The sequence below is a fragment of the Streptomyces sp. NPDC002574 genome, from assembly GCF_042889545.1.
Taxonomy (GTDB): Bacteria; Actinomycetota; Actinomycetes; order Streptomycetales; family Streptomycetaceae; genus Actinacidiphila.
Window position 1 is genome coordinate 52,792 of the sequence record NZ_JBIARB010000024.1, and the last position, 14,252, is coordinate 67,043.

At 72.8% G+C, this 14,252-nt stretch carries 10 protein-coding genes and 1 tRNA gene; 4 read left to right on the forward strand and 7 right to left on the reverse strand.

The window, feature by feature from the left end:
* Positions 1–174: 174 nt before the first annotated feature.
* Together ACFYXS_RS37990 and ACFYXS_RS37995 are read left to right on the forward strand one after the other, a co-directional pair.
* The gene (locus tag ACFYXS_RS37990) at positions 175–597 is read left to right on the forward strand and encodes a hypothetical protein (RefSeq protein ID WP_389256362.1); all 423 of its coding nucleotides are present in this window, start codon (positions 175–177) and stop codon (positions 595–597) included.
* Entirely contained in the window at positions 597–4,484 is a 3,888-nt protein-coding gene (locus ACFYXS_RS37995; protein ID WP_389256363.1) for an AAA family ATPase, read from the forward strand. Before ACFYXS_RS37990 ends, ACFYXS_RS37995 begins: the two co-directional genes overlap by 1 nt.
* A gap of 31 nt (positions 4,485–4,515) precedes the next feature.
* On the opposite strand, the gene ACFYXS_RS38000 is transcribed toward ACFYXS_RS37995, so the two are convergent.
* The gene (locus ACFYXS_RS38000) at positions 4,516–6,783 is read right to left on the reverse strand and encodes a SpoIIE family protein phosphatase (protein ID WP_389256364.1); all 2,268 of its coding nucleotides are present in this window, start codon (positions 6,781–6,783) and stop codon (positions 4,516–4,518) included.
* Between the two features lie 342 nt (positions 6,784–7,125).
* Here ACFYXS_RS38000 and ACFYXS_RS38005 point away from each other — a divergent pair, with 342 nt between their 5' ends.
* The gene (locus tag ACFYXS_RS38005; protein ID WP_389256365.1) at positions 7,126–8,325 is read left to right on the forward strand and encodes a glycosyltransferase; all 1,200 of its coding nucleotides are present in this window, start codon (positions 7,126–7,128) and stop codon (positions 8,323–8,325) included.
* Between the two features lie 177 nt (positions 8,326–8,502).
* Here ACFYXS_RS38005 and ACFYXS_RS38010 read toward each other — a convergent pair.
* The 4 genes from ACFYXS_RS38010 to sucC form a co-directional block, all read right to left on the reverse strand.
* Positions 8,503–8,587 (reverse strand) — tRNA-Leu (locus tag ACFYXS_RS38010).
* A 161-nt stretch (positions 8,588–8,748) separates the two neighbouring features.
* Positions 8,749–9,168 (reverse strand): carbonic anhydrase, encoded by a 420-nt coding sequence (locus tag ACFYXS_RS38015; protein ID WP_389256366.1) that lies wholly within the window; start codon positions 9,166–9,168, stop codon positions 8,749–8,751.
* The gene (sucD, locus tag ACFYXS_RS38020; protein ID WP_389256367.1) at positions 9,168–10,040 is read right to left on the reverse strand and encodes a succinate--CoA ligase subunit alpha; all 873 of its coding nucleotides are present in this window, start codon (positions 10,038–10,040) and stop codon (positions 9,168–9,170) included. Before sucD ends, ACFYXS_RS38015 begins: the two co-directional genes overlap by 1 nt.
* A gap of 5 nt (positions 10,041–10,045) precedes the next feature.
* Complete coding sequence (sucC, locus tag ACFYXS_RS38025) at positions 10,046–11,185, reverse strand: ADP-forming succinate--CoA ligase subunit beta (protein WP_389256368.1); 1,140 nt, start codon at positions 11,183–11,185, stop codon at positions 10,046–10,048.
* A gap of 519 nt (positions 11,186–11,704) precedes the next feature.
* On the opposite strand from sucC, the gene ACFYXS_RS38030 reads away from it, so the two are divergent.
* Complete coding sequence (locus ACFYXS_RS38030) at positions 11,705–13,096, forward strand: OFA family MFS transporter (RefSeq protein ID WP_389256369.1); 1,392 nt, start codon at positions 11,705–11,707, stop codon at positions 13,094–13,096.
* 146 nt (positions 13,097–13,242) lie between these two features.
* Here ACFYXS_RS38030 and ACFYXS_RS38035 read toward each other — a convergent pair whose 3' ends face one another.
* Positions 13,243–13,560, reverse strand: coding sequence for a chorismate mutase (locus ACFYXS_RS38035; RefSeq protein WP_389256370.1), 318 nt, complete (start codon positions 13,558–13,560; stop codon positions 13,243–13,245).
* Between the two features lie 29 nt (positions 13,561–13,589).
* Positions 13,590–14,228: a LysE family translocator gene (locus ACFYXS_RS38040; protein ID WP_389256371.1), complete on the reverse strand. Its 639-nt coding sequence runs from the start codon at positions 14,226–14,228 to the stop codon at positions 13,590–13,592.
* Between the last annotated feature and the right edge of the window lie 24 nt (positions 14,229–14,252).

A 14,252-nucleotide genomic window follows, 5' to 3' on the forward strand; every position in this document is an offset into this window, starting at 1 on the left:
CGAAGTCGCGCCTCACCCGGTTTCCCCCGTTCTCACGATTTTCGCCCGCCCCGTCGGGTTTCCTCACCTAAGGTGTGTTCGTCAAGGGGTGTTCAGGACTGACTTCCTGAAGGGAACAGGCCACTCCTGCCCCTGGGACGCCCGGAACCGGGATCACACGCACGGGGGGCACGCATGGACGCGGAAATGATGGAACTGGTGTCGACGGCGGCGACCACCATCGTGGGCGCACTGGCCACCGACGCCTGGGACCAGACGCGCACGCTCGTCGGACGACTGTGGAACAGGCACGGCTCCCCCGGCCAGACCGCCTTCGTGGAGGACGAGTTGGGCGAGACCCGGCAGCTGCTGCTCCGGGATCCGGCCGACCGGGACAGCGAGTCCGACCTCACCGCCCTCTGGAGACTGAGGTTCCGTCAGCTGCTCGCCGAGGACCCGGCCGCGGCCCGTGCACTCGAGGAGCTCGTCGCCGAACTGCGCAAGCACGACGCGGTCGACGCCGGCCCGGCGCGCCGAATAGACATGCGCGTGGAAGCCAGCGGCCACGCCCAGGTGTTCCAGGCGGGCGGCGACATCACGAACACCCGGTTGCCGTGATGGAGGGCCGGGGACCGGCCGGCGGGGAGACGCTCAACGTCGAACTGCGGGCATGGGCCGAACAGAGCGGCGTGATCTACCAGTCGGCGGGCAACATCGTCGTCGTCAACATCGCCGCCGATCGCGTACGGGACCTGGGCGCACTCGCAGAAGCCGCGCCCTCCACCGTGGAGACCTGCCCGTACCCGGGACTGCAGTCGTTCGGGGCCGGCCAGGCGGAGTGGTTCTTCGGCCGGACCGCGCTGATCGAGCGGGTGGGACGGGAGCTGGGCCGGTGCCTGGCGGACGGCAGTCCGCTGTTCGTGGTCGCGCCCTCCGGAGCCGGCAAGTCCTCCCTGCTGCGCGCCGGGACGATGCCGCGCCTGACCGCCGGGCAGCTGCCGGGTTCCCAGCGCTGGCCGCAACTGCTGCTGACCCCCACCGCCGATCCCCCCGCGGCGCTCGCCTCGGCCCTCGCCGCCCTCACCGGCGCCGGGCAGTCGCTCGTCCGGGCCGCGGCGGACTCCGGTCCGCACGCGCTGCGCGCCCTGCTGCGCGAGCGGCTGGACCTCCCCCCGCACGGCCGGCTGGTGCTGGTCGTCGACCAGTTCGAGGAACTGTTCACGGCCTGCGAGGACGAGTCCGCCCGCGCGCGGTTCCTGGACCTGCTGGCCGCTCTCACCGCTCCCGGCGAGGACCGCGAACCGCTCGCCCTGGCGGTCTTCGGTCTGCGCGCGGACTTCTACGGCCACTGCGCGCCGTTCCCGTACCTGCGCGAGGCACTGGTCGACCACCAGGTCATCGTCGGGGCCATGACGGAGGCCGAGGTACGGGAGGCCGTCGAGGCACCCGCCGAGCGGGTACCGGGGCTGTCGATGGAACCGGGACTGGCCGACGTCGTGCTCGGTGATCTGCGCGGCGGCGCGCGGCACGGCGAGGGGGCCTACGAGGCGGGGCGGCTGCCGTTGCTCGCCCACGCCCTCTACGCGACCTGGCAGGCACGCAGCGGCGACCGGATGACGGTGGCCGACTACCACCGCACCGGCGGCATCGACGGCGCCGTCGACGAGACGGCGCAGGGCGTGTTCCGCAAGCTGTCGGCCGACGAACGCAAAGCCGCCCGGCAGCTGTTCCTCGCCCTGGTCCGGATCGGCGACAACGGGGAGGTGACCCGGCGCCGCAGGACCCGCCGGGACCTGCTCCTGGTCGCGGCCGACGTCCCGGCCGTCCGGCCGGTGGTGGACGCGTTCACCGCCGCCCGGCTGCTCACCCAGGACAACCTGTGGGCCGATCCGCACGGGGAGCGCTCCGAGGACGTCCGGTGGGGCGAGGGGACCATCGAGATCACCCACGAGTCGCTGCTGTGGTCGTGGTCGACGCTGCGCGCGTGGACCGGCCCGGGGCCGGAGGGCGCGCTGGTCCGGCAGGAGGTGTCGGAGGCGGCCGTGGCCTGGGCGCGCAGCGGGGGACGCGACAAGGAACACCTGTTCCGGGGCGCACGCCTGGAGCTGGCCCGCCGCTGGACGTCCACGGCTCCCGAGGAGGACCTTGCACCGCTGATCACCGAGTTCCTCGACGCCTCCGCCCTGGCGCAGCGGCGCGGACGGACGGTCAGGCGCGCCGCCGTCGCCACCGTGACGGTGCTCGCCCTTCTGGCGTCCGCGCTGGCGGCCTTCGCCTTCGACCAGCGCCACGCCGCACTGGACCAGCGCGACGACGCGATCTTCAACCGGGTCACCGCCGAGGCGGACCGGCGCCGCGACTCCGACCCCGCGCTGGCGGCCCAACTGGACCTCGTCGCCTACCGGATGCGCCCGACGGCCGCGCTGCGCACCCGGCTGGTGACCGGGGCCGGCGCGGTGCTGCCCACGCCGCTGCCGCAGCAGCTCGGCACCGTCCACTCGGTCGCCTTCGGCCCGCGCGGCCGGCTGGCCGTCGGCGCGGGCACGCTGCGGCTGTGGAACGCCTCCACGGCCACCCGTCCCGCACCGCTGACCAAGGGGTTCTCCCTGGGGCCTGACGTCAGCGTGCAACCGGTGGCCTACGACTCCCGCGGGGACCTGCTCGCCTGGGGAAGCTCGGACGGCAGATTCCAGATCCTGGACGTCACCGACGCGGCGCACCCCGTGGCGCTGTCCGCGCCGGTCGGCGCCTCGAAGGGGACGGTGGCGGGCCTGAGCTTCAGCCCCGACGGCCGGACCCTGGCGCTCGGCACCGTCCTGCAGGCGGGCAGCACCGCCGGCGGCGACGTGCAACTGTGGGACGTCGCCGACCCCCGGCATCCGAAGCGGCTGGCCACCGTGGGCTCCGTGACCGGGCAGGGCGTGGCCTCCGTCGCCTTCAGCCCGGACGGCAGGACCCTCGCGGTGTCCGGCGGCACCGCCGCCGGGACCGACCGCTCGGTGCTGCTCCGGCTCTGGGACGTCGCCGACCGGGCCCACCCGTCCGCCCTGGGCGACGGGCTGAAGGGCCACACGGCCCTCGTCAACCAGGTGGCGTTCAGCCCCGACGGGCGTGTGCTGGCGAGCGCCGGGGCCGACAACCGGGTGCTGCTGTGGAACCTCGCCGACCGGCGCCGGCCGACGATCGCCGATCAGCTGTTCCTGAGCAGCTCGGCCTCCGCCGTCGCCTTCAGTCCTGACGGCAGGCTGCTCGCCACCGGCGACAACTCCGGCGGCATCAACATCTGGAACGCGGGGAATCCCTCGGCGACCCGGCCGCTCGTGCCGACCCTGCACGGACACACCACCCTGGTCGACAGCCTCTCCTTCGACGCGTCCGGGCACACCCTCGCCAGCGGCAGCGGGGACGGCAAGGTCCTGCTCTGGAGCCTGCCGCGGACCCTGGCCGTGACCGCTGACGGGTTCGGCGCCGGCGCGCTGGCGGTGTCCGGGGACGGCCGGCTGCTCGCCGTGGCCGCGGGTCTCCAGGTGACCCTCTGGGACGTCTCCGACCCGGCACGACTCACCCGCCTCGGCGCCCTCCCGCCGTTCCGCACCGGCGTGAACGCGCTGGCCTTCCGGCCCGGCTCACCGCTGCTGGCCACCGGGGACACCGGCGGCGGGGTACGGCTGTGGGACGTCTCGTCGGCCGCCCGGCCGGTGGAGGTCCGCGGCCGGGCCCCCGCCGGCCAGAGCAAGCCCGTCGCGGCGCTGGCGTTCGACGCCCAGGGGCACACCCTGATCGCGGCCGGGCTGGTCCTGCAGGGGGGCTTCACGGGCGGGCTGCGCGCCTGGGACGTCTCCGACCCGGCCCGTCCCGTCGCCCTGGGCGGCGAACTGCCGGGCGAGACCCTGCCGGTCAAGGCCCTGGCCGCGGCACCGTCGGGCACCCGGGTGTACAGCGGCAGCGCCTTCGGCTTCGTCCGCACGTGGGACGTGCGCGACGGCACGCCTCCCGTGCTGCGCGGCGGTGCGCCCACCCTGCAGGTGATCTTCTCGCTCGCGGTCAGCCCGGACGCGCGGCTGGTGGCGACGGGCCACGGCGACAGCAAGATCCGCCTGTGGGACGTGGCCGGTTCACCGGTTCCGCGGGCCGTCGGCCGCCCGCTGGTCTCCGGCGGCATGGTCACAGGTGTCGGCTTCGCGCCGCGCGACGGGCTGCTCGCGAGCGGCGACGCCGTCGGGCAGGTCCGGCTGTGGGACACCACCGACCCCGGCCGCCCGGCCGCCTACGGTCTGCCGGTCACCGGCCATGCGGGCTCGGTGGACGCCCTGGCGTTCCGCCCGTCCCAGGGCGTACTGATCACCGGCGGCGCCGACGGATCCGTACGGCTGTGGCAGACCGACATGGGCCGCGCCCGCGCCGCGCTGTGCGCTGCCACGGGCACCGCGCTGACCCCCGGGCTGTGGGAGCAGTACGTCTCCCCCGACCTGCCCTACGACCCGCCGTGCGCCGGCGGCCGCTGACCGCCGGTGCGACCGCGGCGCGGGGGCCGCCTCAGTTTCCCGGGATCGTCATCTCCAGCCAGACCGTCTTGCCGCGCCCGTTCGGCGAGCTGTTCCACGCGCTGGTCAGCGCGTCCACGAGGTACAGGCCCCGTCCGGACTCCGCCTGGGAACTGCCCTCCTCGGTCAGGGAGAAGGCCGAGGGCACCGGCGGGTCGCTGGCGGAGTCCCGGACCTCCATGCGGATGTTGTCGTCGAGGGCACGCAGCCGCACGTCGACGTCACTGCCCGCGTGGATGAGCGCGTTGGTCACGACCTCGGAGGCGACCAGCTGGAGGTCCTCCGACATCTCCTCCAGGCCCCAGGCGCGCAGCGAGTCCGCCACGAAGCCCCGGGCGGTCTTGACGCCCAGCAGGTCGTGCTCCTGGAGGTGCAGGTGCCCCGTCCGGGAGGCGTCCCGGACGTCGGCGCCCTCGAAACGCGCCAGGAGCAGTACGGCGTCGTCGCGACGCTGCTGGAACCCCGGCATCCCGGCGATGACGCGGTCGGCGAACGCTTCGAGGTTGTCCCCCGACGTGCACTCGCCCTCACGGAACAGGGCGGTCGCGGCGGCGGTGAGGTCCGGCACACGCGGGTCCACCAGCCCGTCCGAGTACAGCATGAGCACCGACCCGGGCAGGACGGTGTGCTCCCGCGTGCGGTAGGAGCCGGGGACGCAGACACCGAGTGGCACATTGGGGGGCGCCTCCAGGACGGTGACGCCCGCGTCGGGCCCCATGACGAGCGGCGGTGGATGGCCGGCCAAGGCCACCTCGGTCACCCCGTCGGTGGTGTCCAGGGCGACGACGCAGCAGGTGGCGAGCAGATCGGTGCCGAGCCGGGCGAGCAGCGCGCCGGTCCGGTCGATGACCGCCGCGGGCCGGTGCCCCTCGGTCGCGTAGGCCACCACGGCGCCGCGCAGCTGGCCCATGAGGGCCGCGCTCTCGATGCCGTGGCCCTCCACGTCGCCCGCCACCAGCACGACACGACGGCCCGGCACCTCGATCACGTCGTACCAGTCGCCGCCGACCTCGGACGTGGACGAGGCGGGCTCGTAGCGGGCCGTGGTCGTCAGCTGGGGCGACTCCGAGAGCACGGGCGGGAGCAGCCTCTTCTGCAGGCTCTCGGCGAGTGCGTGCCGCTCGCGGCCCAGTTCCACCCGTTCGACGGCCGGCCCCATGCAGGCCGCCATCATCGCCAGAACGGCCCGCTCCTCGGGCGAGAAGCGGCGGGGGCCGTCGAACTCCAGGCAGCACACACCGACGACGTCGTCCTTCCCGATGTAGGGGAGGTCGATGACGTGCCGGTTCCCGACGAGGGGGAGGTAGGCCCCGGAGGGGGCCCCGTCGTCGGGAGGAAGGGGTCCCACCGCGAGCGGGGCGCAGCGGCCGGAGACGACGAGCGTGCGCCGCCGGACCGCCTCCGCCGCGGGCTCCCTGGTGTGCAGCCCGCTGCCGTGGAGATTGCGGGCCAGGTCAGTGGAGACGCCGCTGTGCCCGACGACCCAGAGGCGGCCCCGGCCGACGGACGCCAGCACCAGGGCCCTGGCCTGGAACGGGGCCATCACGCAGAACCGCGCCGCCCCGACGACCTGGTCCATGGTCGTGGCCTGGTTGAGCATGTCGGACAGCCGGCGCAGGGGGTACATCAGGCTCATGCCCGCGGATCCGGCGACGCCGCGCACCCCCCACAGGACGTCGCCGGCGGCCTCGTCCACCGTCTCGGCGCGGCCGACCCGGTCGATGGGCACCAGCACGGGCATGTGGCCCGGCACGACCACCGTGCCGCGCCCTGCGAGCGCGGAGAGGGTCTGCGCGAGCCGCTCGCCGAGCCCCGCCAGCCGCGCGCGGTCGGCGTCGTCGTAGCCGCCCTGGGTCTCCGCACGGAGGACGGACAGCGCGCCGAAACGCAGGCCGTCGGTGACGAGCGGGGCCGCGGCGACGGCGTAGGGGTAGTGCGGCAGGTCGTGCAGGTCGTCGAACTGCGGGTCCGGGTCGGTGAGCACCACGACCCCTCCGGCCGCCAGGGCGCGTGCGGAGGCATAGGGAGCGTCCGGCGCCATGTGTCCCGGGAGGGTGAACACCGGCGGTGAGGAGCCGCCGATCATGGTCGCCTTGAGCTCGCCGCTGTCCTTGTCCAGGAGATAGACGGCCGCCGCGACGGCGTCCAGCCGGTCCGCGGCGTCGCGGAGCGCGCGGTAGAGCACCGCCGCCACATCGCCGCCCAGGGTACGAGCGGGGACGGTTTCGCGGTCGTGGCCTGCGACTGTCCGGCTGCTCATCACGGAGGTTTCCTGTCCGTTGGCAGTGTACGGGGGTTTTCTACCCATATGCGTGCTTCGATCACCCCGGCCCGCCGGGGGCGGCCGGCGCCGGGTCCCTGCTCGAATCGCCCCAACTGGAGGGCAAACCCGTCGAAGTCCTCACCGCCCGGATGCCCTCGCGGAGGCCCGATTTGTGCCGTACGGACCCCGGCTCGGGTTGTTGGGCCGGAGACAACCGATCGTACGTCCAGGCGCAGGGCCGTGTTCAGGCCGACGTCATCTCCATACCCCCAGATATCGGCTAACCCGCAGTTCACGGGGGTCGTTCGGTACTTCTGCAAGGCGGGTGATGGTGTGCGCGTGACGCACGGACTGCGTGTGCTCTCGGTCTATGAGGGCTTCTTCTCCGGTGGGGCCCGGATCCTGCACAGCGACGTCGTCCTCGGACTGCGCGAGGGCGGCCAGCACCACAGCGTGCTCAGCATGCACGGCGAGGTGCACCGCGAGGCCACCCGCCAGCCGATGGAGGACGACGCCTGCTACCGGTCGCTGACCGCCGCCGGTGTGGAAGTCACCTCCCTGGGCCGCAGTTTCGGCCCGACCGGGGGCCCGACGGCCTTCACCGGCCCGGAACTGGCGACGACGGCGCGGGCGACGGCGGCCGCGGACGTCATCCTGTCGCTGAAGGAACAGCCCCTGGAACTCCTCAATCAGGCGGGCCTGCCGCTGCGGCCCGTCGTGGTCTGCCTGCACCGCTCCGACCCGGAGAACCAGGGCCCCGCCCTGGACGAGCTGAAGGCCGCCGTCGCCGGCGGCAGGATCGCGGCCTGCGTCTGCTGCGCGGAGTCCACGCGCGTCGCGTACGAGGCCGCCGGGATCCCCGGTGAACTGCTGCACGTCATCCCGAACGGTGTGGACCTGCTGCGCTTCCGGCCCGACCCGGCGCGCCGGGTCCTGCTGCGGGCCGCACTGGGCATCCCGGACTCCGCGCCGGTGGTCGTCTTCGCCGCGCGGTACGCCACGATGAAGAACGTGCCGCTGCTCCTGCGGGCCGCGCAGGCGTGGCTGCGGCGCGAGCCCGGCGGGCACGTCCTGATGTGCGGGGCGGGCATGACCGAGGCCAACCTCGCGCTGCGCGCGGACATCGCGGCCGCCTTCGGCGACGGGACGCACCTTCCCCGCGGACTCCACCTGCTCGGTGTGCGCGGTGACATGGAGACCGTCTACGCCGCCTCCGACGTGGTGGCCCTGACGTCCTCCTCGGGGGAGGCGGCGCCGCTGTGCCTGATCGAGGGCATGATGTGCGGCGCCATCCCGGTCGCCACGGACGTCGGCGACACCGCGGCCATCGTGGCGGGCCACGGCATCATCACCCCGCAGGACCCCGAGGCGATCATGTCCGCCTGGGGCGAGGCCCTCGACCGCCGGGCCGAATTCGCCGTCTCCCTGACCCTCAGCCGCGAACGCTTCAGCCGCACCCGCATGATCGCCGCGTACGCCGCGCTCCTCGACCGTGTGCACCACGGGGTGGGCGCCGCGGCGCTGCCGGAGGCGCTCTGAGGAACCCGCCGGGAGAGGGGGCCGCTACGCTCCGCAGCGCCACGGGCAGCCGGGACACCGGCTGTTCCGCGCGCCCGGACCGCGTGGCGGCCCCCTCGCGTGCCTGCGTGCCCCGGGAACGCACAAATGCCGACCGGGATCGCTCCCAGCCGGCACTTTCCTACGCTCTGACTGCTGTGTCCGAGGGGGGACTTGAACCCCCACGCCCGATAAAGGGCACTAGCACCTCAAGCTAGCGCGTCTGCCATTCCGCCACCCGGACCGGGTGTCCGACCGCGGGGCATCCCCGCGGCGACATGGACAACGATACCAAGGATTCGGGACGGGTTTCACCTGCGTATCCGGGGGAACGGGAGCGCGGCACCGTACGCCGCCGGCGGGGGCCGGAGAGCGTACGGTGCCGGGGCCGCAGGGCATCGGGGGTCACATGCGGCGCACCTCGCGCAGCGCGCCATTGCGTGTGTAGAGGAAGCCCCGCAGCGCCTCGGTGTGGGGCAGTTGCGCGCCGTCACCGAGGCGGGCCATGCACGTGAGCAGATCCTCGGCCGGGTCGCTCAGTGCCGCGCAGTCCTCGTGGTGCACCAGCACGATCTCGCGGGTGCCCTCCCGTGTCTGGCTGAGCCGGAGCGAGCGCAGCGTGTCCTCGGTGACGCAGCCGCCCGCGTTGCGGATGACATGGGCGTCGCCCGGACGCAGGCCGAACATCGTCTCGACGCCGAGCCGGGCGTCCATGCAGGCGATGATCGCGACGCGCGTCTGGGGTTCGCGCTTCCTCGGGTCGAGAGGCGCCAGGGCGGCCCCGACGTGGTGACGGCGGATGAGCAGGTCCTCGGTGCCGGTCATCACAGCAGCCCGCGGACGAGGAGTGCGGTTTCCGAGGGCGTGCTGCCGACGGCGACCCCCGCGGCTTCGAGGGCCTTCTTCTTGGCCCGGGCGGTGCCCGCCGAGCCGGAGACGATGGCGCCGGCGTGCCCCATGGTCCTGCCCTCGGGGGCGGTGAATCCCGCGACGTAGCCGACCACGGGCTTGGTGACCAGGCGCGAGATGTAGGAGGCGGCCCGCTCCTCGGCGTCGCCGCCGATCTCGCCGATCATCACGATGAGGTCGGTGTCGGGGTCGTCCTGGAAGGCGCGCAGGCAGTCGATGTGGGTGGTGCCGATCACGGGGTCGCCTCCGATGCCGACGGCGGTGGAGAAGCCGAGGTCGCGCAGCTCGTACATCAGCTGGTAGGTCAGCGTGCCGGACTTGGAGACGAGCCCGATGCGTCCCGCGGTGGTGATGTCGGCCGGGATGATGCCCGCGTTGGACTGCCCGGGGCTGATCAGTCCGGGGCAGTTGGGGCCGATGACGCGGGTCCCGGCGGCGGTGGCGCGGGCGCGGAAGGCGACGGTGTCGTGGACGGGGACGCCCTCGGTGATGACGACCACGAGCGGGGTCCCCGCGTCGGCGGCCTCGTCCACGGCGCCGCGGACGAAGGGCGGCGGGACGAAGACGACGCTGACGTCGGCGCCCGTGGCGCCGATCGCCTCCTTGACCGACCCGAAGACCGGGACGATGCGCCCGTCGAACTCGACGTGGGTGCCGGCCTTGCGCGGGTTGACGCCGCCGACGACGTCGGTGCCCGAGGCGAGCATGCGCCGGGTGTGCTGCATGCCCTGCGAGCCGGTCATACCCTGGACGATCACCCTGCTGGTGCGGTCGATGAAGATGGCCATCGCGATCAGCTCCTTGCGGGCGCGGCGGCCCGCGCGGCCGCGCCGTCCATGGTGTCCAGTTGCTGTACGAGCGGCCCCAGCGACGCCGCGGCGGCGTCGAGGACGGCCCGGCCGCGCTCTGCGTTGTTGCCGTCCAGCCGCACGACGAGGGGCTTGGTGAGGTCGACGAGCCCGAGGGCCTGCACGATGCCGTCGGCGACCGCGTCGCAGGCGGTGATGCCGCCGAAGACGTTGACGAGGACGGAGGTGACGTCGGGGTCGGAGAGGATGACGCCGAGGCCGTCTGCCATGACCTGGGCGGAGGCGCCGCCGCCGATGTCCAGGAAGTTGGCGGGGGCGCCGCCGTGGTGGGCGATCACGTCGAGGGTGCTCATGACGAGGCCCGCGCCGTTGCCGATGACGCCGACCGTGCCGTCGAGCTTGACGTAGTTCAGGCCCTTGGCGTGTGCGGCGGCCTCCAGGGGGTCGCCCTCGCCGGGGGTCTCGTACGCGGCGTGGGCGGGGTGGCGGAAGCGGGCGTTGGCGTCGAGCGACACCTTGCCGTCGAGGGCGAGGATGCGGCCGTCCTCGGTCCGTACCAGCGGGTTGACCTCGACCAGGAGGGCGTCCTCCTCGGTGAAGACCTCCCACAGCGCGATCAGCACGGGCACGGCCTCGTCCGGCAGCCCGCCGGCGGCGGCGATCTGGCGGGCCTTGTCCTCGGTGACGCCCTCGTCCGCGTCGACGGGGACGCGGGCCAGGGCCCCGGGCCGGGTGGCTGCGACCTCCTCGATGTCCATGCCGCCCTCGGCGGAGGCCAGCGCGAGGAAGGTGCGCTCCGCGCGGTCGAGCAGGTAGGAGACGTAGAACTCGTCCTGGATGTCGGCGGTCTCGGTGAGCATCACCGTGCCGACGGTGTGCCCCTTGATGTCCATGCCGAGGATCGCGCGGGCCGAGGCCTCCGCCTCCGCGGGGTCGGAGGCGAGTCTCACCCCGCCCGCCTTGCCGCGGCCGCCGGTCTTGACCTGGGCCTTCACCACGACGCGCCCGCCCAGGCGCTCGGCCGCGGCCCGGGCCTCCGCGGGATCGTCCACTACGAAGGAGTCGAGCACGGGGACGCCGTGACCTGCGAAGAGCTCCCGTGCTTGGTACTCGAACAGATCCATCGTCAAACGCACCTGCCCTGACTGGAGTCGGCGGAGAATCCGGTGCACACCTCTGGACACCGGCTTGCCGATGGGGGATAACGGTCTGCATACAGTATTCGTCGGCTGTATGCAATGTACAGACTCCTGAACGGAATCACACGAACGATCTGCGCACCGGCCCCGAACGGAAGGACCCCGACCCGCCGCCACGAGGGCGACTCGGCCTCCGGGACGACCAGTTGCCGACCCTCAGAACCCAGGGAGTGATCTGAGCCATGGAAGACACGACGCACACGGGGAACGCCCCGACGCTGCCGCGCCCGGCGACCCCAGCCGGGAACGTCACCGGCGGTGCGCCGCCGTGATCGATCCTGCCCGGAGGGCGTCGTACCGGGCAGTCGCTCCCGCTTGCGAGCGGAGCACAAGGGGCGGCACCGGTCCCGCGACACGCGCGACCGGACCTCCCGCCCCGGAAGCACCACAAGAGAACCGTCCAGGGGGCGCTGGCCCGGCTCTTACGAGGCAAGGGGAACGACAATGGCGTCATCGACATCGTCTCAACCACCCAGCTCTTACACGGAGGTGACGGACCGCAACGGACGCACGTACCGGATCGGTGAATCCGACCGGCAGATCATGGGGCGGCCCCGGTGGACCATGGTGATCCTCCCCTGGGTCGCCATGATGGCCATCAGCTCCTCGGAGTACGCGTTCACCTCCGCCGAGGACACGCTCTCCGACGCGCACAACTGGCACGGCGCGCACATCTTCTGGCTGCTGGGCGTCTGGATCCTCTTCCAGGCGGCGGTGGCCTTCCCGGCCGGCAAGATGCGGGAGAACGGCACCCTGTCGGCGCGCGCGGCGATGGTGCTGGGCGCGGCCGGCACCCTCGTCGGCTACCTGTCGCTGGCCCACGCGCCCAATGTCTTCTGGGCGTACCTGGGCTTCGGCTTCTTCGGCGGTGGCGGTGCCGGCTTCGTCTACGCGACCTGCATCAACATGGTCGGCAAGTGGTACCCGGAGCGCAAGGGCGGCAAGACCGGCTTCGTCAACGGCGGTTTCGCCTACGGGTCGGTACCCTTCATCTTCCTGTTCAAGTCCTACATGGACCTGGGCAACTACGAGAACATCCTGGTCGTGGTGGGTATCGGCCTGGCGCTCGCCGTCGCGGTCAGCGGCTTCTTCTTCAAGGACCCGCCGAAGAACTGGTGGCCCGCGCACATCGACCCGCTCGCGGTCTCCGACGACCCCCGGGTGCGCCGGGCGCTGGAGAAGAACCCGCCCGCGGTCAAGCAGTACACCCCGATGGAGGCCGTCAGGACCGGCGTCCTGCCGCTGATGTGGTTCTGCCTGCTCTGCACGGCGGGCGTGAACATCTTCGGCATCTCGTTCCAGGTCGACTTCGGTGACGAGATGGGCTTCGCGGGCGGCATCGTGGCCCTGGCCATGAGCCTCAAGGCGATCGTCAACGGCACCGGCCGCGGCGTCATCGGCTGGATATCCGACCGGTACGGGCGGCGGCAGACGCTGACCTTCGTCTGCGTGGTGCTGGGCCTGGCGCAGTTCGCGGTCTACTTCTCCGGCTCGATGGGCAGCATGCCGCTGTTCCTGCTGGCGTCGATGATCTCGGGCTTCGGCGGCGGGGCGATCTTCCCGTTGTTCGCCGCGATGACCGCGGACTACTTCGGTGAGAACAACAACGCCTCCAACTACGGCCTGGTGTACAGCTCCAAGCTGGTCTCCGGCCTGGTCGGCGCCGGCCTCGGCAGCGTCGTCGTGGGGGCCTGGGGCTACGGAGGGGCCTTCGTCCTGGCCGGCTGCATCGGTCTGTTCACCGGTGGTCTGTCGATGTTCCTGCGGCAGCCGGGCCGTCCCCGGGTCAAGGACATCCGGCCGAACCCGCAGCCCATCAGCCGGGAGATGGTCTGAGATGCCGGCGGAGCCCCCGGTGGGACCGGTGACCCCGGCGACACCGGGCTCCGCGCCCCGGCCGGCCTCGTCCGGCCGGTGGGGAGCCAGGACGGCATGACGGGAGCCTCAGCCGTGGAACCTCACGGCTGAGGCCCACGCGGAGGTCATCCGGAGCGGTCGGCCGCGATCGCCTTGTGATGCCGGATGACCTCTTCGACGATGAACTTGAGGAACTTCTCCGCGAAGGCCGGGTCGAGGTGCGCCTCCTCGGCCATCTGCCGCAGCCGCGCGATCTGCTCGCCCTCGCGCCGCGGGTCGGCGGGCGGCATGTGGTACGCGGCCTTCAACTCGCCCACCTGCTGCGTCGCCTTGAAGCGCTCCGCGAGCAGATGGACCAGGGCCGCGTCCAGGTTGTCGATACTGCCGCGCAGGTAGCGCAGGCGCTCCAGTGCGGCTGCGTCGTCCGCGTGTCCGTCGTCCATACGCCCCAGCCTATCGAGCGGCACCGTGATCAGTCGGTGCGCCCGGTCGCGGCGACCGTCACACCCAGGCCGATCATGGCCAGGCCGCCCGCGCCGCCGACCATCGACAGGCGGCGCGGCGAGCGCGCGAACCAGGAGCGGGCCGCGGAGGCCACCAGGCCCATGGTGCTGTCGGAGACGAGCGCGATGACGTTGAACACCAGGCCGAGCAGCAGCATCTGCGTGGTGACGTGCCCGGCGGCGCGGTCCACGAACTGCGGCAGGACGGCCGCGTAGAACACCATCGTCTTGGGGTTGGACACCCCCACGACGAAACCCTCGGCCAGCGTGCGCAGCGCGCCGCGCGACGCCCCCGGCTCCCCGGCGGCCATGCTGAGCGCCTTGCGGTGCCGCAGCGCCTTGACCCCGAGGTACACCAGGTACGCGGCGCCCGCGAGTTTCAGCGCGGCGAACAGCAGGGCCGAGCGTTCCACGACCGGGCCGACGCCGAACGCGACGGCCAGCACGAGCACGTAGGAGCCCAGCGTGTTGCCGGCGACGGAGGTCAGCGCGACGCGGCGGCCGTGGGCCAGCGCGCGGCCGATGACGAACAGGACGCTGGGGCCGGGGATGAGCACCAGCAGCAGCGAAACCAGGGCGAAAGCCGCCAGTCGGTCGAAGGTCACCATGGCCGGAGGGTAATCGGGTATATG

Coding starts and splice junctions, on each gene's coding strand:
- ACFYXS_RS38015 (WP_389256366.1), bottom strand. CDS start 9,168: ATGACCGGCACCGAGGACCTGCTCATCCGCCGTCACCACGTCGGGGCC.
- ACFYXS_RS38030 (WP_389256369.1), top strand. CDS start 11,705: ATGGCGTCATCGACATCGTCTCAACCACCCAGCTCTTACACGGAGGTG.
- sucD (WP_389256367.1), bottom strand. CDS start 10,040: ATGGCCATCTTCATCGACCGCACCAGCAGGGTGATCGTCCAGGGTATG.
- ACFYXS_RS37995 (WP_389256363.1), top strand. CDS start 597: ATGGAGGGCCGGGGACCGGCCGGCGGGGAGACGCTCAACGTCGAACTG.
- ACFYXS_RS37990 (WP_389256362.1), top strand. CDS start 175: ATGGACGCGGAAATGATGGAACTGGTGTCGACGGCGGCGACCACCATC.
- ACFYXS_RS38035 (WP_389256370.1), bottom strand. CDS start 13,560: ATGGACGACGGACACGCGGACGACGCAGCCGCACTGGAGCGCCTGCGC.
- ACFYXS_RS38000 (WP_389256364.1), bottom strand. CDS start 6,783: ATGAGCAGCCGGACAGTCGCAGGCCACGACCGCGAAACCGTCCCCGCT.
- sucC (WP_389256368.1), bottom strand. CDS start 11,185: ATGGATCTGTTCGAGTACCAAGCACGGGAGCTCTTCGCAGGTCACGGC.
- ACFYXS_RS38040 (WP_389256371.1), bottom strand. CDS start 14,228: ATGGTGACCTTCGACCGACTGGCGGCTTTCGCCCTGGTTTCGCTGCTG.